The organism is Halorientalis pallida, assembly GCF_004118325.1.
In the GTDB taxonomy this organism is placed as follows: Archaea; Halobacteriota; Halobacteria; order Halobacteriales; family Haloarculaceae; genus Halorientalis; species Halorientalis pallida.
Map to the genome: position 1 here is coordinate 68,858 of NZ_RDFA01000006.1, position 21,560 is coordinate 90,417.

A 21,560-nucleotide genomic window follows, 5' to 3' on the forward strand; every position below is an offset into this window, starting at 1 on the left:
CCAAGGGTCGGGGTATGCGTGCCGCTCACGGACTGATACTCGCCGCCCTCCTCGTCCTCGCTGGCTGTAGTGGTGTGCCGGGTACCGGCGCCGACACGCCCGGGACCACCGCCGTCGACACGCCGACCGACGGCGGACTGGGCGACGCCGACACGCCGACCGGAACGGACGAACCCGACGCCGGTGGAACGACGCTCGACGACCCGGCCACCGACCGGATCGGCTGGGAAGCCGGCTACTGGGCCAACGAGTCGCTGTCGGTGACCAACGCCGATGGGCTGAACGAGAGCGAACTGGACGCCGTCGTCGCCCGGTCGATGGCCCGCGTCGAGGTCCTCCGGGAGAAAGAATTCCGGTCGTCGGTCCCCGTCGAGATCATCTCCCGGGCCGAGTTCAAATCGGAGAGCAAGCCGGAGCTGACCCCTTCGCTTCGCACCTTCGACGACGCGAAGTACGAGGCGATGTTCTTCGTCGGCGAGGATCGCTCCTCGGTCCAGGCCCAACTCGACAACCAGGGCGAGAACGTGCTCGGCTACTTCGACCCCCGCAACGACACGATCAAACTGGTCGCCGAGAGCGGCCAGCCTCGACTCCGCAACGAGCGGACGCTGGGCCACGAACTCGTCCACGCGCTGCAGGACCAGTACCACAACCTCTCGGCGATCACGGGCGACACCCGCGACGAGAGCAACGGCCAGTCGGCGCTGATCGAGGGCGAGGCCCGGACGGTCGGGCTGGCCTACGAGCGCCGCTGTGGCGACGGCTGGAGCTGTCTCTCGACGAGCAGTACTCCGCCGACGGACATCCACTTCGGGATCTACCTGCTGAACTTCTTCCCGTACAGCGACGGGCCAGGCCTGATCTCGGAACTCCGCGAGCAGGGCGGCTGGGAGGCCGTCGACGTGGCGTTCGACGACCCGCCCGAGAGCGCCGAACAGGCGATCTACCCCGACCAGTACACGGAACCGCGCGACTCGCCCGCGACAGTCTCGCTGTCCGATACCGCGACCGACGGCTGGACGAGAGTGCGACCGGAGTCGCCGGTCCCAGGCACCGAACGTGCCGACTACGGCCGGTTGGGCCAGTCGGCCCTGAGCGCGATGTTCGCCTACACGCTGTACGACCGGTCGGGGCCGGCGCTGCTCACCCCGGATCAGGTCGTCAATCGGAACGACCGCTCGGACCCGCTGAACTACGACCTCCCGATGACCGACGGCTGGGCGGGCGACCGGCTCCACGTCTACGAGAACGGAGACGTCGGCGAGAATCAGACGGCCTACGTCTGGCGGCTGCGCTGGAACACGACCGCTCACGCCCGGGAGTTCGCCGACGGCTACCGGCGGCTCCTCCAGTACTGGGGTGCCAGCCCGGTCGACGGCCGCGAGAACGTCCGGACGATCCCCGAGGACGACGCGTTCGGTGACGCCTTCCGGGTAACTCGCGAGAACGATACTGTGACCGTCGTGAACGCGCCCACGGCCGAGGAGCTATCGGCGGTGCACGGGTCGTGAAGCGGACGGTCGCCGCGCTGGTCCTGCTCGCCCTGGTCGCGCTGGCGGGCTGTAACGCACCCATCGACGACGGCGGGCGACCGGACCCCCTCTGGGATCGAGTCGGCTGGGAGGGTGGTCACTGGTACGACGATCCGATCCGGGTCACGACCGACGACGGGCTGAACGAGCGCGAACGCGAGGCGGTCGTCGCCCGGGCGATGGCTCGCATCGAACACCTGCGGGGCGAGGAGTTCCGGGACCCGGTCCCCGTGGCGGTGATCTCCCGGCAGGAGTACCGCGAGCGCTACGGCGGTGGCGGCGGCCGGGACCGCTTCGGCGACCAGCTCTACGAGGCACTCCTGCTGGTCGGGGAGAACAGTTCGACGGCCGACGACCGCGGGCAAGCGCTGGACGCCTCGGTCCAGGGGTTCTACGCGACGCGCACCGGCGAGATCGTCCTCGTCAGCGACTCCGCCACGCCGACCGTCGACCGCTCGACGCTGGTCCACGAACTCGTCCACGCGCTCCAGCACCAGCAACTCTCGCTCGGGGTCGCCACCGAGACCCAGGACGCCCGTCGCGCCCAGTTGAGCGTGATCGAGGGCGAAGCCAACAACCTCCAGACGATGTACGCCGACCGCTGTGGCGAGGCGTGGGACTGCGTCGAGCGCCCGACCCGACAGGGGAGCGGCGGTGGCGACAGCGACCTCAACCTCGGCCTGTTCCTGACGATCTTCGCGCCGTACGCGACCGGGCCGGACTTCGTCGAGGCGATCCGCGACCGGGGCGGCTGGGCGGCCGTCGACGACCTCTACGCGCAGTTCCCGACGAGCACGGAGCAGGTGATCCACCCGGAGACGTACCCCGACGAGGAACCCGTGTCGGTGACGGTCGCCGACCGCTCGAACGACGACTGGAACCGGTACGACCGCGACCCGGCCGGCGATACGGCGGGCGAGGCGGCGATCTACGCGATGCTGTGGGCCAACGGGGCCATCGACCAGCAGGGCCGGACCGTCTACGACTACGACAGCCGCTACTCGGCGGGCTGGGCGGGCGACCGGATCGTCCCCTACCGCAACGGCGACCGCGACGGGTACGTCTGGGCCAGCGAGTGGGACACCACCGCCGACGCCCGGGAGTTCGTCCGGGCTTACCGGGCGATCCTTGCCTCGCGGGCGAGCGAGCGACCGGCCCAGAACGTGTACGTCCTGCCCGAGTCCGACGCGTTCGGCGACGCCTTCCGCGTGACCAGAGAGGGGCAGCGCGTTCGGATCGTCAACGGGCCGACCGCCGGTGCGCTCCCGGCCGTCGGCGGCGACGAGTAGGTTTTTCGTCCGGGCGACGGTATCGCCGTCCATGAGTTCCTTCGACATCGTCCCGCCCGAGGCCATCGCCGAGGGCCGCGCGACCGACGCCTACTTCGACCGGACGGTCGAGGCGCTCGACCACGCCGACCGCAATCCCCACGTCGTCGCCGAGGTCACCGCCGACCAGTTCCCCACCGGCGAGTTCGAGGCCCTCGCCGGCGTCAAAGACGCCGCCCACCTGCTGGCGGGCCTTCCACTCGACGCGTACGCCCTCCGGGAGGGGCAGCTGTTCGACGGTGGGCCGGTCTGCCGGATCGAGGGCCCCTATCGGGACTTCGCGGTCTACGAAACTGCGCTTCTGGGATTCCTCTCTCACGCCTCGGCGGCCGCCACGAGCGCCCTGCGCGCCAAGCGGGCCGCCCCCGACGCCCAGGTGCTCAGTTTCGGGACTCGCCACGTCCACCCCGCCATCGGCGCGATGGTCGAGCGTAGTGCCCTGATCGGCGGGATGGACGGCATCTCCAACGTGGCCGGGGGCGACGTGATCGACCGCGAGGCCGGCGGCACGATGCCCCACGCGCTCGTGATCGCCTTCGGCAAGGGCAACCAGGCGGACGCCTGGCGGGCCTTCGACGAGGCGGTCGCGCCCGAGGTCCCCCGAATCGCGCTCTGTGACACCTACAGCGACGAGACCGACGAGGCGATCCGGGCCGCCGAGACGATTCCGGAGCTGGACGGCGTCCGCATCGACACGACCGGCTCCCGGCGGGGGAACTTCCGGCACATCCTCCGGGAGGTCCGGTGGGAGCTGGACGCCCGCGGTCACGAGGACGTGGCCGTGTTCGCCAGCGGTGGCATCACACCCGAGACGATCCGCGAACTCCGGGACGTGGCCGACGGGTTCGGCGTCGGCAGTTACGTCAGCAACGCCGACCCCGTCGACTTCGCGCTGGACATCGTCGAGGTCGAAGGCGAACCCGCGGCCAAGCGTGGCAAACTCTCCGGGACGAAGCAGGTCTACCGGACGCCCGACGGGGGACACCACGTCGGACTGGCCGACCGCGAGGGGCCCGACGACGGCGAGCCGTTGCTGGAGCCGCTGCTCGAGGACGGCGAGATCGTCCGCGAGTTCGAAATCGAGGCCGCTGGGCAACGGGCGCTCGAAGACGCCGAGCGGGTGGGGCTCGGCGCGGAGTAGGCGCTCAGAAGTCCAGTTCCTGAATGGAGCCCTCGGGTTCGCGCTCGCGGAAGACCCGCCCCTCGAAGAGGGTGACCATCGTGTCGTCGTCCTCCCACGCGCCCGGGGCGAGGCCGGTGGTCCGGCAGGCCCGGTCGAGGTACTCGGCGGCGCTCCAGCCGTTCTCGATGGGGACGGTGGGGTAGAGCCAGCCGCTGTCGGCCCCGCGCTCGACGGCGACACCGTGACGGCCGAGTTCGAGGTCCGCGAGTGGGTCGTCGGTCAGGACGACGTTGCCGACGATACACACCGACACACAGATCGAGGAGAGTTCCGCGGTGTCGACGCCCGACCCACAGGAGTCCTCGCTGGCGGCGTCGATGGCCGCGTCCACCAGTGCCTCCCCGAGGTGGTCGTTCCAGTCGTAACTGCCGGCACAGCCGCGTAGCCGGCCCCGACCGTGGGTGTTCTCGAGCCGGACGAACGCCCCCGTTCGCAGGTAGAAGGCGTCGCGCATGCTCCCGAGTTGTTCGCGTGTGCCGTTCTCCACGAACGACTCGACGGCGTTCCGGGCCAGTTCCACGGCTCGAACGCCGTCCGTCTGCGTGAGTTCGCCCGCTGCCTCTGACATTGTCTGCCTTATGAGCACCGGCTCCTTGAAGATTCCTAAATTATCGCCCCTCGGAGATTTCCACGTCGTTGGCGGCCCGAGTCGACCGAACGGCTTAATCCCGGGGGTTGTCTAGGACGTGATGGCAGAGGGAGTCCGGCCACCGTGCCCCGGACCGCACCGCGCAAGGGGCATGAGGAAAGTCCCCCCACCGTCCGGGCAGGTGACCGGGCGCAAGCCCGGAGCGGGAGACCGCTGGCTCTGGAACAGAAACGACACCCCTCCGCGCGAGCGATGAGGCGTGCGAACCCCGACCGTAAGGGAGGGGGAGTTGACCAGCCGAGCGTAGCGGGGTTCGCGAGAACCCCGGACGGCGAACGGCACAGCCGTGAGCCGGGCGGCGACCCAGTCGCCACAGGACCGCGGAGAACGGATGGAACGGCGAATCCTCACCGGTGCAAGCCCGCGTCGTCAGGTAGCCCGGACACCGCCGGATTCGGCGACCTGGCGCGGGCGCGTAGCCGAATGCCGGACCGAACAGAAGGGGGCTTACTCCCCTCAGCCGCTCGACCCTGTGAGCGACCGCCATCGCGGCTCGTTTCGCCCACAATTGACTTGACGGTCGGACTCCACGGACCGATAGATGAGGTCAGCCGTCGCCGTCGTCGCCGTCCTCGGTGTGGCCGTCCTGGCTGGTTGCTCGTTACCCAATGAAACCCTCGGTGCGGACACGAAATCCTGGTCCGAGACGGAGTTCGTCGTCGCCGTCGACCCTGGACCACGGGACTCCGACGCCGCCTACGCCGCTGACACCCGCGCAGCCATCGACTTCTGGGAGGACAACGCCCAGCAGTACCTGGGCCACCCAGTCGAGTTCACCCTGCGGCCGAACGCCTCCGATCCGGACGTGGTCGTCCGCGCCGTCGCGGAAGTGACCGACTGCGGGACCGAGGAACACGCCGCCGGCTGTGCGCCGCTGGCCGACGACCTCCGGGAACAGCCGACGCCGGTCACGGTGCGGGTCAGACGCGGGTTCGACCGCGAGTCGACCCGGCAGGTCATCAAACACGAGTTCGGCCACATCCTCGGACAGGGCCACGACGACCCGCCGGCCGACGTGATGATGGCAACGAGTACGCTCGCCACCACGCCCCGGCCGAACGCGACCGACCGCCCCGTCCCCTGGAGCGACCCCGAGCTGGCGGTCTACGTCGACGCCGGCAACGTCTCGGCCGACGACCGCACGCAGGTCCGCGAGCAGGTGGACCACGCGCTGGATTACTACGCCGACGGCGCGGCGGGCACGGTCCCGGACAACGTGACCTTCCGCCGGGTCGACGACCGCGCGGCCGCGGACGTGGTCGTCACCTTCCCCGACCGGCTTCCCTGTGAGGGGATCGACCGGTCCCGGGGGTCCTGTCGCCAGCTCACCGGAATCGATCCCGACGGTGACGGGACGAGCGAGCGCTACACTCGCGCCGAAGTCTACCTGACGGGGCTCGCGCCCGACGCGGTGGGCTGGCACGTCGGCCGCTGGCTCGGCGACGCCTTCGGTGCGGCCGACGTGACCGACCTCGCGCCGCCGTTCCGCGACGCCTCCTACGAACAGCGCCGGAGCGCCTGGTGGCGCTAGTCGAGGCCGACGACCGTCGACACGCGCGCGTTCTCCTTCAGTCGGAGTCCGGTACCGCCGACCGACAGCGGCACCCGGTCCAGCTCCTGTACCCGGAGCGTCGGGTGGAAGGCCCCACGTGCCAGCAGTTCGTCGCGCGTCTGAACGCCGAGTCGCAGGTCCGCCGGCGCGTCCGTGGCCACGGACTCGTTGTATTCGAGCAGATACTGGCCGGCGTCGAGGTGCCACCACTCGTAGTCGTCGTCGGCGTCGCGCTTCTCGCTGGGATGGAGGTCGGTCTCTGCGGGGTCGAGTTCGCCGCCACCGAAGTCGACCCGGCCGGGGGCTGTCACCTCGTGTACCGCCGCGACCGTCAGATCGAGCCCGCCGTCCTCGGTCTGGGTCGGTTCGTGGACGACCCCCTCGACGAACCGTGCTGGATCGGCCTGCATACCTACGACTCGTCGCGCTCGAGTGAAAAGCCTCACCCGGCTCAGGCGCTCGCGTCCGCCCTCGCCACGGTCTCGTCGCCGTCGGTCTCCCAGGTCGAGTAGAAGCGAACGTCGGAGACGACGATTCGGGCGCCACCCTCGTCGCTCTCGTCGACCTCGACCGCCCAACCGTAGGCGTGACAGAGCGTCCGGACCATCCCGAGGCCAAGTCCCTGTCGGTCCGCACGGGTGGTGTACCCCAGCTCGAAGACCTGCTCGCGCTCGCCGTCGGGGATGCCGGGCCCGTCGTCCTCGACCGCGAACCCGTCGCGGGTCCGGACGAGACGGACGGTCACGTCGCGACCGCCGTACTCCACGGTGTTCTCGAACAGGGCCTCGAACAGCCCCGTCAGCTTCTCCGGGTCGGCCGACACCGCCAGGTCCGTGTCGACCTCGACCGTCAACCGCGCGGCGGGGGGCGCACAGTCGGCCCACGCCGCGGTGGCCGTGTCCGCCAGCGACACCTGCGTCCGCTGGGACCGGCCCCACAGCCACAACCCGTACGCCCCGAGGACGGCGACGATGCCGCTCCCCAGCAGCGCCCCCTTCAGTACGGTGACGGCCACCATCGCGCCGACGTTCGACGGTCACGGTAAAAAGTCTCACACCCGGATTTTTCGATTCGATAGCCGGGGTGTGGAAGAAGGCGTCCGTGACTACACCTCGAATCCGTCCTCCCACCGGAAGACCCCGTCCGCCTGCACCACGTCGCCGTCTATCTCCAGCCGCGACCCCCCGTCCATCCGGCGGATCAGATCGGCGTGGACCGCCGACTCGTTGCGTTCCTCGGCGTGGCCATCCGGGAAGTTCGAGGCGTAGGCCCGGCCGACGGCCATGTGGACCGTTCCGCCCATCTTCTCGTCGAAGAGGATCGTGTCGGTCGGGCGGTCGATACCGCGATTCATCCCGATCCCGAGTTCACCCAGCCGCTTCGCCCCGGCGTCGGTCTCCAGCGTCTCGGCGATGGCGGCCTCGCCCTGGGCGGCAGCGAAGTCGACGACCTCGCCGTCCTCGAAGGTCAGTTCCACGTCCCGGACCCGGCGGTCCGAGATGGTCATGGGCACGTCGAAGGTGACGGTGCCCGCGACGGAGTCGACGACGGGCGCGGTGAACACCTCGCCGCTGGGCAGGTTGTGCGAGTCGTAGGCCACCGAGGCGGCGCTGTTGACCGCGATCCGGTTCTCGATCGACATGGTGAGGTCGGTTCCCTCGCCGACGACCCGGACCTCGCTCCCGTCGTCGAGCAGGTCTTTCAGTTGCCCCATCTCCGCGGCCAGTGACTCCCAGTCCCGGAGGACGGCGTCGTAGACGAAGTCCCGGTACTCCTCGTAGGCCATGCCGGCCCGTTGGGCGAGCGAGCGGGTGGGGTGGATGGTCGACACCCAGTCGGTGTCCAGGCGAGCCTCGCGGATCCCCTCGCGGGCGCGGGCCGCGGCCTGCCGGCGCTCGCTGGGCACGTCCGCCAGCGCCGTCGTGTTGCGCCCGCCGCCCAGCGAGAGGACGCTGTCGGCCTGCTCGTACATCGCCAGTTCATACTCCGGATCGCCGTCGAACTCGCCGTCGTGGCCCCGGAGGTACGCTCGCGAAATCTCGTCGGAACCGTAGACGGTGAGGAGGTTCGCGCCGCGCTCGCCCAGTTTCTCGGCGACGGCGACCGCCAGGTCGTGGGCCCCCTCCGCGACCCGGAGGACCACGTCGTCGCCGGCCTCGATGTGTGCGCTCCAGTCCACCAGCGTCTCCGCGTGGTCGTAGACGCGCTGATCCATGCCGGCGAGAGGGGCGGCATCGTCAAAACGCCGGTGGTCCCCCACTCACCCCTCGAACTTGTGGAGGCCCCGATCCGCGAAGGCGTGGTCGAGACAGAGTTCGCTGGCTTCGGTGGCGTACCCCTCCTCTGCTGGTCGAGCGCGATCCAGCAGCCGAGTTCCGCGTGATCACGGTGTGGATCGATATCGAACAGGAAGACCAGGCCCACCGGTATCCCGTCCCGGCACGGGAGAAACTGGACGGACGCGTCGTCGTCCAGGAAGGCGACGGGGTCGTCCTCGTGAACCGGCGTCGGTGTCGGTGCGCCCTCCCGTACGTGGGGTCGTTGCCGTGTTCGAGGAGGAAGTCGTAGTCGTCGGGCGTGACCGGCCGGAGGGTCAGTCGGTCACCGCGGAGGAACGGAGCGCCGGGCATACCGAGCCGTCCGAACCCTCGACTCAAAAAAGGTGGGCGGGCCGACCGCTTCGGGTGACCCGCGGTCAGGCCGTCAGTTCCGCGAGGAAAAAGAGCGCGGAACTCCCGAGTGGGTCGTCGACGTGGCGCTCCCAGCGAATCTCGAACCCGGCCGCTTCGAGTTGCTCGCGTGTGCGGTCGCGGCCGGGCGTACTGAAGAACATCCGCTCGTCGCTCCCGAGCCAGCCGCGTCGGACCGTCTCGTAGCGCGACCCGCCGACGGTCGTGAGGACGAGCCCGCCGGGCCGAAGGACGCGCGCGAACTCCCGGTAGACCTCGGGGTGGTCGGCCTGCGGGACGTGGAAGACGGCGTGGTACGCCGTGATCGCGTCGACGCTCCCCGCCCGGAGTGGGAGTCGGGCCATGTCCCCCTGCACGAGGCGAGCCGCGGGGACGTTTCGCGTGGCCAGGTCCAGTCCCGTCCGCGCGAAATCGAGCCCGATCCGGTCCGTTCCGTCGAGGTTCGCCAGCGTGCGCTGGCCGTCGCCACAGCCCACGTCCAGCACCCGCGCGTCCGCCGGGAGCTGTTCGACCAGTTCGTCGAGGAGGGCCACGTCGTTGCCGTCGGTCGGTCGCGTCCGTGCGTACGTCTCCGAGAGTGCTTCCCAGGACTCCCTGACCTCTCTGCGGTCCATGGCCGGCGTAGGGGCCGGACGGATATCGACCTTGGGTCGGGGACAGGGCCCCGCCGTCCGCCGCGCCGGGTTCATGCGCCTGCGGCCCCAAACAGGAGCGATGCAGTTGGCAACACCCCACCACATCGGTGGTCGTTACTACGTCGAGGCGGTCTCCGTCGGCCGGGACCCCGACAGCGCGACCGTGCGCGACTGTCCCAGCTGTGGCGGGCACGTCTTCGACGACGAGTGGCACCTCGTGGCGACCGTCCTCGACCAGGCCAGCGACGCCCGACAGTGTCACGTCTACTGTGGCGACGACTGCTTCCGTGGCTGGCTCCGGCTGTTCGCCGGCGCGTGACTACGCCTCGCGCGTGTTGATCTCGGCGGCGACACGCTCGCCGGGCCGACGCAACTCGCCGCTCTCGACCTCGTAGACGTAGCCCGTGACCGTCACGTCGTCGGGGACGAGGGGATGACTGCGGAGGAACTCCACCTGTTCGGTGCAGGCGGCGTCGATATCGTCGGTCATCTTGAGCCACTCGTCGATCCCGGCACCGCCGATGGTCAACTCCGGCAAGGCGGGGTCGAGGTCGACGCCGCCGAGGTCGCCGGCCTGAGCCTGGAGGCCGGAGACGACGGCCTCGTCGCTGGCGCTCATCATCCCGCAGTCGGTGTGGGTGACGACGACGATCTCGTCGGTGTCGAAGAAGTTGGTCGTCAGCGCCGCCGATCGGATCACGTCGTCGGTGACCTTCCCGCCGGCGTTGCGGAAGATGTGGGCGTCACCGAGGGTCAGGCCGAGCGCGTCCGCGACGGGGATGCGCTCGTCCATGCAGGTGACCACCATGAGCCGCTGGTCGTTGGGAATGTCTTTGCGCCGTCGCCGCGCCCAGTCGTCGCGCCGCGCGACCCGCTCGTCGACCGCCTCGTGAACGCGTTCGTGGTCGTGGTCGGTCTCGGAGTCGTGGTCCGGGGTGGACATTGCGCGACCCCGTTCCACGTTCGGTGTGGTAAAACATATCATGCCGGAGAACGCGGCCGGTAGCTGTGACGGGGGTGGATCCGCGGCCGCTCACGCCCCTTCGGACGGGTCGTCCGCCTGCACGCGCCGTCCGAGTCGGCCGGTCGCGCTGTCGGAGTCGCCGGTGGCCGGGACGAGGTCGCTCCCGTCGGCCGCCCCGAGACCGTGGGGTGGGACGTTGTTGTACACCGTCTCGTGGTCGTCCTCCCCGACGACGTACGTCTCGTGCCAGATGCCGACCGAACTGTCGTCTGCAGTGCCGTCCTGGTAGTAGTCGACCCAGGCCGGCCGGTGGCGCCTGTCCTCGTCGTGGGCGTACTCGCGCAGGGACTCGAAGGAGTCCCAGTACTGGACGAAGCCGATATTTCGGAGGCCGGGACCGACGACGGTTCGGCTCCCCAGCAGGCCGGAGTCGGGGTCGGACTGTAGTTCCCGGACCATCCGTGGCGCCACCAGCGCCACCGGGAGCCAGCGGTGGACCTTCCAGAACTGGTTGACCCGCATGCCGATCTGGAAGACGACGAACTCGCCCTCGCGGTCGGCCTGGACTTTCTCCGTGACGACGCCGTCGGGGTCCCGGCCGCCGTCCGCGCGTCGCTCCGGACCGACGAGCGACGCCAGTCCGCGCCGAAGACGACCGAGAACACCCATCAGTCGTCCTCCGTCTCCAGCAACCGTTCGAGGCGGCGCTCGAACTCCACGTCGTCGATCTCGCCCTCCGCGTAGCGCCGCCGGAGCGCCGCCAGCGCGTCGTCTTCCGCCTCGGTCGTACCGTCCACGGTGCCGGCGGTACCCGTGGTGTCGGCCCGTGACCTGGCTCGGCTCACCGCCAGCGGGAGGACGCCGCCGTACCCCACCGGGAAGGCGATCCAGGCCCAGTCGATTCCCAGCGCCAGTCCGCCGAGTCCGACCGCAAGCACCGCGAGCGAGACGACGCCCGCCGTCCGCGCGACCGCCTCGTTCGCCGCTCCGTCGAGTCTGCCGCCGAACGCCGCTTGGTGAGTGGTCATACGCGAACGTATGGTGTCATCCGCAATAAAACTACTGAGTAAGCACTCACTTCGTTAGCCGTCCGGATCGAGAACGGGCAGTTCAGTGCGGTTTACGTCGGTTTCGGGCGGTTCCGCCAGCATCCGCGCGCCGCAGGCGCGCGATTCCCTCGGCGCGAAGCGGGGGCTGAGCGCCGAGCGAGTTTTCATACCACATTTTTGCAAGTAGTGCGGGAGCACAGCTCCCGCATACCATGCGAACGGGCGGCTTCGCCGCCCGTGAGCAGAGAGTGGTTGCGCGCCATCGGCGCGCACCCCGACGCAGTAAAAAATTTAGTCGTTGTAGATCAGGATCGTCGACAGATCGCTCTCGACGACCTCGACTTCTTCACCGGATTCGGCACGGTGTTCCTCGTGGATCTCGACGGCGTCGCCGGGGACGACGGCGACTTCTTCGCCCAGGTCGAGTTCGATCTCACCGTCGAGCTGTTTCTGTTGTTTCACGTCCTCGGGGTCGGCGGCTTCCAGTGCGCCGACGATCCGGCCGGTCTGTTCGCCGAACTCCGGCCCGATGACGCTGTGGTCGGGGTCGATCTCGACGGGCACGAGTTCGACGGCGGGGACACCCTCCCGGACGTGGACCGGCGCGTTGACGGCCTCGCTCAGGTCGTAGGTGTCGACGGCGCGTTCGGGGGTCTCCTCGGGGTAGACCTCGATCTTGTCGAGTTCGGCGTTCAGCGCGATGCCGGCGTCGGACTTCCAGCCCCGGACCGTGGCGGCGACCTCGGCGATGAGTTCGCCGGCGATCTCGGCGTCCTCGTCGTGCATGTCGATGTCGGGCCAGTCGGCGGCGTGGACGCTCCCCTCCGTGTGGGGCAGGCCGTCGTAGGCCTCCTCGGTCAGGAACGGGGCGAACGGCGAGAGCATGCGCAGGGAGGCCGAGAGCGCGGTCGCCAGCGCCTGCCTGGCGGCGTTGGCCTCGCCGGGACGGCCCTCGTAGAGGCGGCCCTTGATGAGTTCGAGGTAGTCGTCGGCCAGGTCGTGCCAGACGAACTCCCGGAGTTCCCGCAGGGCGGCGTCGAAGCGGTAGTCGTCCATGTGGTCGGCCACGCTGTCGGCGACCTGCGAGGTCCGCGAGAGGATCCACTTGTCGGCGTCCCGGTAGGCCGGGTCGGGGCGGTCGAGGTGCGCCGTGTCGAGGTGGCCCGACGCGAACTTGGTGATGTTCCAGATCTTGGTGCCGAACTTGGAGGCGGACTTGACCTCCTTCCACTGGAACTGGATGTCGCTGCCGGGCTGGCCGCCCAGCGCCATCGCCTGGCGGAAGGCGTCGGCGGAGTACTCCTCGACGGCTTCCTCGGGTTGGACGAAATTGCCGCGGGACTTGGACATCTTGTTGCCGTCCTCGCCGAAGACCATCCCGTTGATCAGCGCCTCCTCCCACGGGATGTCGTCGGCGATCTCGCCGGTCCGGAGGAGGGTGTAGAACGCCCACGTCCGGATGATGTCGTGGCCCTGTTCGCGCAGGGTCGTGGGCTCGAACTCCTCGTCGGGCCAGCCCCGCACGTACAGCGGCGTGATCGAGGAGTCCATCCACGTGTCCATCACGTCGGTCTCACCGGTCCACTCGTCGCCGCCACACTCTGGGCACGCCTCGATACCGGGCCCCTCGTCGGTGGGTTCGACGGGCAGTTCCCCGGGCCCGGCGATGTGGATGTGGTCACAGTCCTCGGTCTGACAGAACCAGGCGGGGATCGGTGTGGCGAACACGCGCTGGCGGGAGATGACCCAGTCCCACTCCATGCCGGTCGTCCAGTCCTCCAACCGGTCGTACATGTGCTCGGGGATCCACTCGACCTGCTGGGCGCGTTCGAGGATGGCGTCCTGATCGACCTCGACGAACCACTGTTCCTTCGAGAGGATCTCGATGGGCGTGTCACACCGCCAGCACTGCCCGACGGCCTGTTCGGTGGGTTCGGTGTCTTCGAGGTAGCCCTCGTCGTCGAGGTCGTCGGCGATCTCCTCCTTCGCCTCGTCGATAGTGAGACCCGCGTACTCGCCGGCGTCGTCGTTCAGGTGGCCGTCCTCGGTGAACACCATCCGCAGGTCGAGGTCGTGTTCGGCCCACCACTCGACGTCCTGTTTGTCCCCGAAGGTACAGATCATCACCGCGCCGGTCCCGAACTCGGGGTCGGACTCCTCGTCGGCGATGAGTTCGACCTCGTGACCGAACAGGGGAACCTCGAAGCGGTCGCCGATGCGGTCCGCGTAGCGCTCGTCGTCGGGATGGACCGCCATCGAGACACAGGCGGCCAGCAGTTCGGGTCGGGTCGTGGCGATCTCGATGTCCTCGGTGTTCCGCGGCTCCGCCGCGGAGTCAGAGGAGCTTCGCTCCTCGCTGTCCTCGTCGGCCCCCTCGAAGGTGACGTAGTAGAGGGTACCGTCGACGCCCTCCTCGGTCTCGACTTCGGCGTCGGCGATGGCAGTCTCACACCGGGGGCACCAGTTGACGGGGTGTTCGTCCCGGTAGACGAGGTCGTCGTCGGCCATCTCGACGAAGGATCGCTGGGTAGTGCCCCAGTACTCGGGGTCCATGGTCCGGAACTCGTGGTTCCAGTCCTGGGAGAATCCCAGGGTCCCCATCGTCTCTTTCATCGCGTCGATCTGGTCCTCGGTGTGCTCGATGCACATCTGCCGGAACTCGTCGCGGGGCACGTCCGTCCGGTGAATGTCGTTGTTCTCCTCGACTTTCACCTCGGTCGGGAGGCCGTGGCAGTCCCACCCCTGCGGGAAGAGCACGTCGTCGCCAACGAGTCGGTGGTAGCGGGCGGCGAAGTCCATGTAACACCAGCCCAGCGCGTTTCCGATGTGGAGGTTGCCAGTCGGGTACGGCGGCGGTGTGTCGACGACGTAGTCCGTATCGCCGTCGTCCTGGTACTCGTAGACGTCCATGTCCTGCCACTCGTCGCGCCACTTCGGCTCCACCTGGTCCGGGTCGTAGTTGTCGGGTAGCTCACTCATAGTTCAGATTGCCCTAGTGTCGGTCTCACGTCGCCGCTGTGGTCCGCGACGGGTCCCTCGCCTGGCCCCGCCTCCGGTCGAAAATACGTGCGACTGGTCGTCGCGCTAACGTACTACCGACGACATCAGGCCCATACCTCCCGGTTGTTCCGGTCGACTGTATAACTTTTCGCTTCCGCCCCGCCCGGAGCTGACACTTCCGGTCCCGTTGCGTCCGAACCACAACCCCTACCTGCCGGGCTGTCGACGCGCAGGTATGGAACTCGGCGTTATCGGACTCGGGCGGATGGGCCGGATCGTCGTCGACCGCGTCCTCGACGCGAGCCACGACGTGACCGCCTTCGACGTGGACGAAGAAGCCGTCGCGGACGCGGCCGACGCCGGCGCGACCCCGGCGGAGTCGATCCCCGACCTTGCGGAGCAGTTGGGCAGCGAAAAGCGAATCTGGTTGATGGTCCCCGCGGGCGACCCCGTCGACGCCGCGCTGGAGGAACTCGCGCCCCACCTCGACGGCGACGACGTGGTCGTCGACGGCGGCAACTCCAACTTCGAAGACTCCGTGCGTCGCGCGGAGGCGACCGACGCGGCCTACCTCGACTGTGGCACGTCGGGCGGCCCCGCAGGCGCGGAACTGGGTTTTTCCCTGATGGTCGGCGGCCCGGAGTGGGCCTACGCGGAACTCGTGCCCGTCTTCGACGCCGTCGCGACGGGGCCGGACGGTCACGACCGGATGGGTGCGGCGGGCTCGGGCCACTACGTGAAGATGATCCACAACGGCGTGGAGTACGCGCTGATGCAGGCCTACGGCGAGGGGTTCGAACTGTTGGCGAACGGCCGGTACGACCTCGATCTGGAAGCTGTCGCGCGCACGTGGAACAACGGTGCGGTGATCCGCTCGTGGTTGCTGGAACTCTGTGAGGAGGCCTTCCGCGAGGAGGGCAGCGACCTCGGGACGGTCGCGGACCACGTCGCGGGCGGTTCGACGGGGACCTGGACGGTTCAGGAGGCGCTCGAACAGGAGGTGTCGGTGCCGCTGATCTACCAGGCGCTGGCCGAGCGGTTCGACTCGCGTGCGACCGACGAGGAACCGGGGCGGTTCTCGCGGCGGCTGGCGAACCGACTGCGGTATGGCTTCGGGCGACACGAGGTCGCACGCCGCGAGGAGTAGGCCGAACGGGTCCGTTCACCGCTCGTGGTGGCTCGGAGTTCGTCACTTAGATAAACCCGTATTCCGTAGCCCGCGATATGGTAAGCGCAGGCATCCTGCTCGGGGCGTTTCTGACGCTCGTCGCGGTCGCCCTTCACTACTCGAAGGGGACCGGCTGGGAGGCCAACGAGGACATCTCCCAGGAGGTTCTGGAAAAGCGGGCCGAGTCGGTCCCGGAGACGGAGTTCCCGGAGCCGATGAACCGCTCCATCGGCGGCGGTGGCGTCGCGGCTGGCGCGGTCGCCGGCGGATCGGAGGGTGAACTCGCAGAGGGCGGCGAGGAAGCGGAAGACGAGGGCTTCGATCCCGAGGCCATCGCCGACGACGAGGTCGAGACCTACGAGATCGAGTTCGCCAAGGAGGGCGAGACCATCGAGGTCGCGAACAACGAGAACATCCTCGACGTGGGCGAAGACAAGGGTTGGGACCTGCCCTACGCCTGTCGCGAGGGCTCGTGTCTCTCCTGTGCCGGTCACATCGAGGACGGGCCGGCCGACGAGTACATCAAACACAGCAACAACGACACCCTCAACGAGGAAGAGATGGACAACGGGTACTGTCTGACCTGTACGGCCTATCCGACGGATTCGTTCACGCTCGAAACCGGCGAGCAGCCCTGATCCTCTGCGGTTCATAACCGTTATACCGACGCCTCCTGTAGCAGTGTTCGAGGGCGGCTAGTTCAGCGGACAGAACGCCTGGTTCCGGACCAGATGGTCGGGGGTTCAAATCCCTCGCCGCCCGTTGCTGTCGCGAACAACTCGTGAGCGACAGCAATCGGCACGTGGGATTTGAATGAGGCCGAGGTTCTGCGCGGAGCGCAGGTTCTCGGACGTGGTTCAAATCCCTCGCCGCCCGTCCAGCTTTTTTTTTCGGGTGACTCGCTACGCTCGCCACCACTCTCACCAGAACACGGAGTGTTCTGGTTGGCTCACGAGAGCTGTGCTCTCGTGAACGTCGAAAAACGTGGGCGAAAAACGGGACCTCACGTTCGTTCGGTCCTGGGAACCGCGCTCGCTTCGCTCGCGCGGATGCTCGTTCGTGTGTTGAACCAGGGAGGTCGCGCGCAACGAAGTGAGGACGTCCGACCGAGGTTCGAATCCCTCGCCGCCCCGCTAGGAATCCACGTCTTCGCTGGCCACGTTCGCGCTCGCGGTGAAGCCGACGGCACGCAGTCGCTCGGCCAGCGGTGTTCCGATGGCCGACGCGGGAGTGAGGACGCCACCGGACAGCGGTGAGTCGGTGTCGTCTTCGAGCAGACACATGGCGGATTCGCCGAGCATGCGCGCGGTCCCGCCGTAGCCCGGGTCGCGGTCGGCACCGACCACGGCGTCGACGGTGAAGGGGCCGTCCTCGTTCGTTCCCTGGCCGCGCACGCGAACCCGGAAGTGGCCCTGTTGCATCTGTTCTTCGCTCGGCCCCTCGCCAGGGTCGGGGAACACGAAGCGCTTGAGCGCCGAGCGGGTCGGGCCGAACGAGAGCGCGACGGTGAACGACCCGAGACCGCCGGAAATCAGGCCTGCGGTCGCCGCACCGCCGAGCCCGGGGCCGGTCGGGACGACCTCGGTACAGCGGAAGCCCCGTCCCCAGGGATACTCGAGGAGCGCGTTACTGCGCCGGACCACGCGCTCGTTGATCGGTGCCATTGGGGATGGGGCGGTCCAGGACGACCGGAGCGGGTCCTTGCGGGGGAGGCGCTGCTCGCCGGGATCGACGCCCTCGCGCTCGCCGGGTGGGGCCAGCGAGTACGGGTTCCCGAGCACCTTCCTGACTTCGGGGTCCTTCGACGCAGCCTCGAACAGTTCGGCCGCGCTGGCCAGCGTCCCACCACTCACACCGCCGCTGCCGGACTCCAGGTAGATCCGGACCCGGCTACAGGGGGCTCCGAATTCCTCCATCGCGAACGACTGGGCGAGCAGGGTGCCCAGGTCGGCGGGGACGGAGTCGAAGCCACAGCTGTGGACGATCCGCGTGTCGGCGTCGACCGCCGCGTCGTGATACTCGTCGACGATCTCCCGGGTCCAGTTCACTTCCCCGGTCAGGTCGCAGTAGTCGGTCCCGGCTTCGACACACGCCTCGACCAGCGGAGTGCCGTACTTCGTGTACGGGCCGACGGTCGTACAGACGACACGCGTGTCGCCAGCTATCTCGCGGAGCGTCTCCGGATCCGTCGCGTCGCCGATCACGATGGGGATCGACGCCCACTCGTCGTTCCCGTCGAGGAGTTCCGACTCGACGGCCTGCAGCCGATTCTCGTCTCGACCCCCCAGCGCCAGCGAGAGGGTGTCCGGTGTGTACTGTTCGGTGAGGTACTCGGCGACGAGGCGACCAGCCACGCCGGTCGCACCCCACACCACGACGTCGTGTTGTCGGTCAGCGTTCGACACGGGTATCTACCGCAGATAGTGGGGCCACGGGCTCAAGTGTTTGCCATTGTACGTGAGCCGCTGGCACGTGTGTTCCTTCCTCGCATCCAAACATTCATAATTGCGTAAAACACTCGTAACAAGCAGACTGGGGGAACGACGATGCAAGAATACGTCTACAGTGAGAGTCGGACAGACGGGGGCGACACGTGCGGTGAGCGACGAGGTGACGCGGATGGTTGAGAGCTTCTTCGCCCGCGTGCTACTGGACCTGGCCATCGTGTCGCTGATACTGGCGTCGATCGTGGAGGTGATCGTCGACGTTCGGGGGATGGACACGCCGGAATTCCTCCCATCGACACTGGCGGGGCTGTCACCGTCGGAACCGGCGACGGCGCTCGGTGTCGGCGGGATCGCGTTGCTCGTTCTCGGAATCGTCATCGAGATGGGGCTGTTCGGCCCGCTACCCGGTGGCCGGTTCCTGGTCGGGACGATCGCGGTGCTCGCGTTCCTGCTCACCGGCGGGTTCCTCATCGGCGAGGACGAAGAAGACGGTAGCGGATACGGTGGATAGGCCGTCGCTGTCGGTGGGCGGCCGTGCTGGTGGCCGGATCGACTGCCACCGTCGCGGTCCGTCTCCGGACGGACTCGCCCCGAACTGACTACGACGGTTCGACGGGTTCGAGATCGCCGCTGTCACAGTACGGGCAGGTCGGGTCGGTGAGGTCGGCGCGATACGCGAACCTGCGCTCACAGCGTGGACACCGGTAGTGGACGGCCTCGTAGTCCGGTGAAAACACCGTCTTGAGAGTGTCGAATACGCCCATCGTCGGACACCACTGTACGTACGGGCCGTGGCGATTTAATTCCGGTCCCGGTGGCCGGAGCGGCACGGTTTTGCCCGTCGCGGCACGAACGCGGGGCATGGAGCCCATCGACGACGTCGAGGCGTTTCGGACGGAACTGACGGAACTGCTCGCGGCCGCCGAGGCGGGTGACGTCGCCTCGGACGCCGTGGTCGGACTGCTGACCGCGCAACTGGCCGGGATGCGCGGGGACGTGCGCCTCCCGCTGTCGATGCCGCCCGAGCGGGCCCGGGAGTTCACCGACGAAGCGAGCGACCACGTCGGCGAACGGATGGAGGTCGATCTACTGGTCTCCGAGGACGTGATCCGTGATCTGGAACTCCAGCTCCAGGTCTTCGAGCGACGAACCGGGGACGATTAGGCGTCGGTTTCGAGGTCGAACGCCCAGGCGTCGTAGCCACCTTCGAGGCTGGCGATAGTTGCGTCGTCGTCGATTCCTTCGTAGGATTCGAGCAATCGACCGGCCTGCACCGAGCTGATCCCTTCCTTACAGACCATGACGACCTCCTCGCCCCAGTCGACCTCTTCGATTCGGGCGGCCAGCTGGCCGTAGGGGACGTTCGTCGCCCCGGGGATGTGCCCGGCCGAGTACTGCCGGGGCGGACGGGTGTCGACGACCTGTACGTCCGCGCCGTCTTCGAGTTTCTCCTGTAACCGCGACGGGGAAAGCTCCTCGACCATCGCCCGGCAGTAGACACGGCGGGGGCTAAAGCCCATCGTCCCGATTCGGTGAGATTTGTGTCCGACCAATAGAGCTAAATAGTGGTGTGGTATACCATGTCATGTATGGCGTCAGCACCGAGCGACGACGAGATCTTCGATCAGTTCCTCACGGAGCGCGGGCACGAGACGGAGCAGGTCGGCTGGGACCGGAGTTACAACAAAAAGCAGTGCCCGGAGTGCGGTGGCCTCCACGACACCGCAGCGACAGAGTGCTCGGTGTGCGGGTGGGGACCGGGCAACTGACGGCCGTCGGCGGCGTGCAGTGATTCTTCTCGATAGTTCGGCAGGGTACGGACCGGTAAACCGTTCGAAAGAGAGCGTCCGGCAGGAGTGAGGAGTCCTGCTCGGTCGGTAGGTGAAACGGCGGTCGGCTACAGCTCGTCCAGCGAGTCGTGCAGGAACAGCCCCAGCGCCAGGTGGTGGTACATCGCCTGCTCGATCTGCGATCGGGCGGCGTCCTCGTCTGCGACGGAGTACTCTTTCGTTCGGACCAGCTCGTGCATCGACAACACGTCGTCACCTTCGATATCGTGCAGTCGTGGGTACACCGTTCCCGGGCTCAACTGCGCGTCGAACAGCCGCGACAGGTCGTCGATCAGCGCCTTTCCGTGGGTGCCATCCCGCAACGCAATCAGCGCGATGAGGATCTCGTCCAGATTCTGTTTGACGATCTCGTCGTCGAATTCGAACGACTCCTCTACTGCCAGCCGCTCCATGACCGAAGACAACACCTGCTCCGGGTCGCCTTCTTGACCGGTACCTGGAGCGTCGGGTGACGCCGCCTCCAGGTCGTCACCGGCCGAAAGTTCTTGTATCAACGTATTCACCAGCGGACTCGTACTCACGTTATCTCCGGACATTGGCAATCACTTGGACTCGATCCACATCCACTCCTCTCTACCATGGATATATAATGCCTCTCCCCCGGTTTCCGAGAATGAAAATAGGTATATAAAGGCGTTTTCACGTGCTGAAAGAACCCCCTCCGGACCGGACACAGTTCACCGCCGACGGGACTTTCTCATCCGTGATACTCCCCGCAATATCTTTTTACACTGGTGGACTCTACACGAGATAGTGGCAGAGGAACGTAGTATCGAGGAGGTCCTCGACACGATCGGGGACGAGAACGCGCGGGAGATACTCGCGGCGATCAGCATCGAGCCGCGCTCGGCCAAGGAACTGGCCGAGGAGTGTGATCTGTCGCTCCCGACCGTGTACCGGCGCATCGAGATCCTCGAGGAACACGACCTCGTCAAGGACCGGACGCTGGTGGCTGACGACGGCAACCACTACAAGATCTACGAGTCCAACTTCGACAGCACCGTGATCTCGCTGGAGGAGCAAGGGGAGTACCGTGTGCGGATCTACCGCGAGGAGAACCTCCCGGATCGGTTCAGCCAGCTCTGGGACGAACTCAATCCCGAGTAGAGACGGGCCGCCGCGGCGGCCCGGATCGTCCGACGTACCTTTATGTTCGACGGGTGAGCAGAAGGTGCCATGGTCGAGACGGTGGCGATCGCGCGCGGGGTCCTCATCCTCATGCGACTCGTCACGTTCGGGTTGACGCTGGGGATCACGCTGATCAGCTTTCAGGCGTACCGGAAGAAACAGTCCGAGAAACTCCAGTCGGCGTTCATCGGCTTCGCCTTCATCAGCATGGGCGTCGCCATCACCAACGTCATCACGCAACTGGGGGCCGGTGGAGCGGGAACCTCCTCGTTGCAGTTCATCTTCCTCCAGATGACCGAGACGATCCCCTTCATCATCGGATTCGCCATGCTCTACCTCTCGCTGTACCGGTAACTGCCGACGAAGGAAAAATTCGTTCGGAACC

Annotated in this window: 25 protein-coding genes, 1 tRNA gene and 1 other RNA gene; 14 read left to right on the forward strand and 13 right to left on the reverse strand. The window is 67.6% G+C overall.

Annotated features, from left to right (window positions below; all coding sequences use genetic code 11):
- Nucleotides 1-14 precede the first annotated feature (14 nt).
- From EAF64_RS15970 to EAF64_RS15980, 3 genes are read left to right on the forward strand one after another with little or no spacing between them, the layout of a single operon-like run.
- Entirely contained in the window at nucleotides 15-1,511 is a 1,497-nt protein-coding gene (locus EAF64_RS15970) for an Hvo_1808 family surface protein (RefSeq protein ID WP_129069989.1), read from the forward strand.
- Nucleotides 1,508-2,821, forward strand: a complete 1,314-nt coding sequence (locus tag EAF64_RS15975) for an Hvo_1808 family surface protein (protein ID WP_129069990.1) — start codon at nucleotides 1,508-1,510, stop codon at nucleotides 2,819-2,821. Before EAF64_RS15970 ends, EAF64_RS15975 begins: the two co-directional genes overlap by 4 nt.
- A gap of 31 nt (nucleotides 2,822-2,852) precedes the next feature.
- Nucleotides 2,853-4,001 (forward strand): nicotinate phosphoribosyltransferase, encoded by a 1,149-nt coding sequence (locus tag EAF64_RS15980; protein WP_129069991.1) that lies wholly within the window; start codon nucleotides 2,853-2,855, stop codon nucleotides 3,999-4,001.
- Between the two features lie 4 nt (nucleotides 4,002-4,005).
- Here EAF64_RS15980 and EAF64_RS15985 read toward each other — a convergent pair whose 3' ends face one another.
- Nucleotides 4,006-4,611, reverse strand: a complete 606-nt coding sequence (locus EAF64_RS15985; protein WP_129069992.1) for a TIGR00296 family protein — start codon at nucleotides 4,609-4,611, stop codon at nucleotides 4,006-4,008.
- A 123-nt stretch (nucleotides 4,612-4,734) separates the two neighbouring features.
- Here EAF64_RS15985 and rnpB point away from each other — a divergent pair.
- An RNA gene (rnpB, locus tag EAF64_RS15990) (RNase P RNA component) lies at nucleotides 4,735-5,154 on the forward strand.
- A gap of 79 nt (nucleotides 5,155-5,233) precedes the next feature.
- Nucleotides 5,234-6,223 carry a matrixin gene (locus EAF64_RS15995; protein ID WP_129069993.1) on the forward strand — a complete coding sequence of 330 codons (990 nt, stop codon included), beginning with the start codon at nucleotides 5,234-5,236 and terminating at the stop codon, nucleotides 6,221-6,223.
- Here EAF64_RS15995 and EAF64_RS16000 read toward each other — a convergent pair.
- The 4 genes from EAF64_RS16000 to EAF64_RS16015 form a co-directional block, all read right to left on the reverse strand.
- On the reverse strand, nucleotides 6,220-6,654 hold the full coding sequence (locus tag EAF64_RS16000; RefSeq protein ID WP_129069994.1) for a dCTP deaminase: 435 nt from the start codon (nucleotides 6,652-6,654) through the stop codon (nucleotides 6,220-6,222). The two genes, EAF64_RS15995 and EAF64_RS16000, sit on opposite strands and share 4 nt — an antisense overlap.
- Before the next feature lie 41 nt (nucleotides 6,655-6,695).
- Nucleotides 6,696-7,262, reverse strand: a complete 567-nt coding sequence (locus EAF64_RS16005) for a sensor histidine kinase (protein ID WP_129069995.1) — start codon at nucleotides 7,260-7,262, stop codon at nucleotides 6,696-6,698.
- Nucleotides 7,263-7,349: 87 nt separating this feature from the next.
- A complete protein-coding gene (locus EAF64_RS16010; protein WP_129069996.1) occupies nucleotides 7,350-8,459 on the reverse strand; it encodes an aminopeptidase in 1,110 nt (369 codons plus the stop codon).
- A gap of 480 nt (nucleotides 8,460-8,939) precedes the next feature.
- Nucleotides 8,940-9,548, reverse strand: coding sequence for a class I SAM-dependent methyltransferase (locus tag EAF64_RS16015; protein ID WP_129069997.1), 609 nt, complete (start codon nucleotides 9,546-9,548; stop codon nucleotides 8,940-8,942).
- 100 nt (nucleotides 9,549-9,648) lie between these two features.
- On the opposite strand from EAF64_RS16015, the gene EAF64_RS16020 reads away from it, so the two are divergent.
- Nucleotides 9,649-9,888 (forward strand): DUF7576 family protein, encoded by a 240-nt coding sequence (locus tag EAF64_RS16020; RefSeq protein WP_129069998.1) that lies wholly within the window; start codon nucleotides 9,649-9,651, stop codon nucleotides 9,886-9,888.
- On the opposite strand, the gene EAF64_RS16025 is transcribed toward EAF64_RS16020, so the two are convergent.
- The 4 genes from EAF64_RS16025 to EAF64_RS16040 form a co-directional block, all read right to left on the reverse strand.
- On the reverse strand, nucleotides 9,889-10,512 hold the full coding sequence (locus EAF64_RS16025) for a beta-class carbonic anhydrase (protein ID WP_129069999.1): 624 nt from the start codon (nucleotides 10,510-10,512) through the stop codon (nucleotides 9,889-9,891). It lies immediately after the preceding gene.
- 90 nt (nucleotides 10,513-10,602) lie between these two features.
- Nucleotides 10,603-11,202, reverse strand: a complete 600-nt coding sequence (locus EAF64_RS16030; protein WP_129070000.1) for a DUF4188 domain-containing protein — start codon at nucleotides 11,200-11,202, stop codon at nucleotides 10,603-10,605.
- Nucleotides 11,202-11,561 carry an SHOCT domain-containing protein gene (locus tag EAF64_RS16035; protein ID WP_129070001.1) on the reverse strand — a complete coding sequence of 120 codons (360 nt, stop codon included), beginning with the start codon at nucleotides 11,559-11,561 and terminating at the stop codon, nucleotides 11,202-11,204. The genes EAF64_RS16030 and EAF64_RS16035 overlap by 1 nt, the downstream gene beginning before the upstream one ends.
- Before the next feature lie 312 nt (nucleotides 11,562-11,873).
- On the reverse strand, nucleotides 11,874-14,561 hold the full coding sequence (locus EAF64_RS16040; protein WP_129070002.1) for a valine--tRNA ligase: 2,688 nt from the start codon (nucleotides 14,559-14,561) through the stop codon (nucleotides 11,874-11,876).
- A gap of 256 nt (nucleotides 14,562-14,817) precedes the next feature.
- On the opposite strand from EAF64_RS16040, the gene EAF64_RS16045 reads away from it, so the two are divergent.
- From EAF64_RS16045 to EAF64_RS16055, 3 genes are all read left to right on the forward strand, one after another.
- On the forward strand, nucleotides 14,818-15,729 hold the full coding sequence (locus EAF64_RS16045) for an NADP-dependent phosphogluconate dehydrogenase (RefSeq protein ID WP_129070003.1): 912 nt from the start codon (nucleotides 14,818-14,820) through the stop codon (nucleotides 15,727-15,729).
- A gap of 77 nt (nucleotides 15,730-15,806) precedes the next feature.
- Complete coding sequence (locus tag EAF64_RS16050) at nucleotides 15,807-16,388, forward strand: 2Fe-2S iron-sulfur cluster-binding protein (protein ID WP_129070004.1); 582 nt, start codon at nucleotides 15,807-15,809, stop codon at nucleotides 16,386-16,388.
- 51 nt (nucleotides 16,389-16,439) lie between these two features.
- A tRNA-Arg gene (locus tag EAF64_RS16055) sits at nucleotides 16,440-16,512 on the forward strand.
- A gap of 371 nt (nucleotides 16,513-16,883) precedes the next feature.
- Here the strand turns inward: EAF64_RS16055 and EAF64_RS16060 are convergent.
- A complete protein-coding gene (locus EAF64_RS16060; RefSeq protein WP_129070005.1) occupies nucleotides 16,884-18,155 on the reverse strand; it encodes a saccharopine dehydrogenase family protein in 1,272 nt (423 codons plus the stop codon).
- Between the two features lie 193 nt (nucleotides 18,156-18,348).
- Between EAF64_RS16060 and EAF64_RS16065 the strand changes: the two genes are divergently transcribed.
- Nucleotides 18,349-18,708, forward strand: coding sequence for a hypothetical protein (locus EAF64_RS16065; RefSeq protein WP_129070006.1), 360 nt, complete (start codon nucleotides 18,349-18,351; stop codon nucleotides 18,706-18,708).
- A gap of 88 nt (nucleotides 18,709-18,796) precedes the next feature.
- On the opposite strand, the gene EAF64_RS21110 is transcribed toward EAF64_RS16065, so the two are convergent.
- Nucleotides 18,797-18,961 (reverse strand): hypothetical protein, encoded by a 165-nt coding sequence (locus EAF64_RS21110; protein WP_193767725.1) that lies wholly within the window; start codon nucleotides 18,959-18,961, stop codon nucleotides 18,797-18,799.
- A 97-nt stretch (nucleotides 18,962-19,058) separates the two neighbouring features.
- Between EAF64_RS21110 and EAF64_RS16070 the strand changes: the two genes are divergently transcribed.
- Nucleotides 19,059-19,361, forward strand: coding sequence for a hypothetical protein (locus tag EAF64_RS16070; RefSeq protein ID WP_129070007.1), 303 nt, complete (start codon nucleotides 19,059-19,061; stop codon nucleotides 19,359-19,361).
- Here EAF64_RS16070 and EAF64_RS16075 read toward each other — a convergent pair.
- Entirely contained in the window at nucleotides 19,358-19,681 is a 324-nt protein-coding gene (locus tag EAF64_RS16075; RefSeq protein WP_129070008.1) for a rhodanese-like domain-containing protein, read from the reverse strand. The genes EAF64_RS16070 and EAF64_RS16075 overlap by 4 nt on opposite strands.
- 105 nt (nucleotides 19,682-19,786) lie before the next feature.
- On the opposite strand from EAF64_RS16075, the gene EAF64_RS16080 reads away from it, so the two are divergent.
- A complete protein-coding gene (locus tag EAF64_RS16080; RefSeq protein ID WP_092660755.1) occupies nucleotides 19,787-19,966 on the forward strand; it encodes an HVO_0416 family zinc finger protein in 180 nt (59 codons plus the stop codon).
- A gap of 128 nt (nucleotides 19,967-20,094) precedes the next feature.
- Here EAF64_RS16080 and EAF64_RS16085 read toward each other — a convergent pair whose 3' ends face one another.
- Entirely contained in the window at nucleotides 20,095-20,568 is a 474-nt protein-coding gene (locus EAF64_RS16085; RefSeq protein ID WP_217630129.1) for a helix-turn-helix transcriptional regulator, read from the reverse strand.
- 232 nt (nucleotides 20,569-20,800) lie between these two features.
- On the opposite strand from EAF64_RS16085, the gene EAF64_RS16090 reads away from it, so the two are divergent.
- Nucleotides 20,801-21,154: an ArsR/SmtB family transcription factor gene (locus EAF64_RS16090; protein WP_092660760.1), complete on the forward strand. Its 354-nt coding sequence runs from the start codon at nucleotides 20,801-20,803 to the stop codon at nucleotides 21,152-21,154.
- Between the two features lie 69 nt (nucleotides 21,155-21,223).
- Nucleotides 21,224-21,529, forward strand: a complete 306-nt coding sequence (locus tag EAF64_RS16095) for a DUF7521 family protein (RefSeq protein ID WP_129070009.1) — start codon at nucleotides 21,224-21,226, stop codon at nucleotides 21,527-21,529.
- Nucleotides 21,530-21,560: the final 31 nt, after the last annotated feature.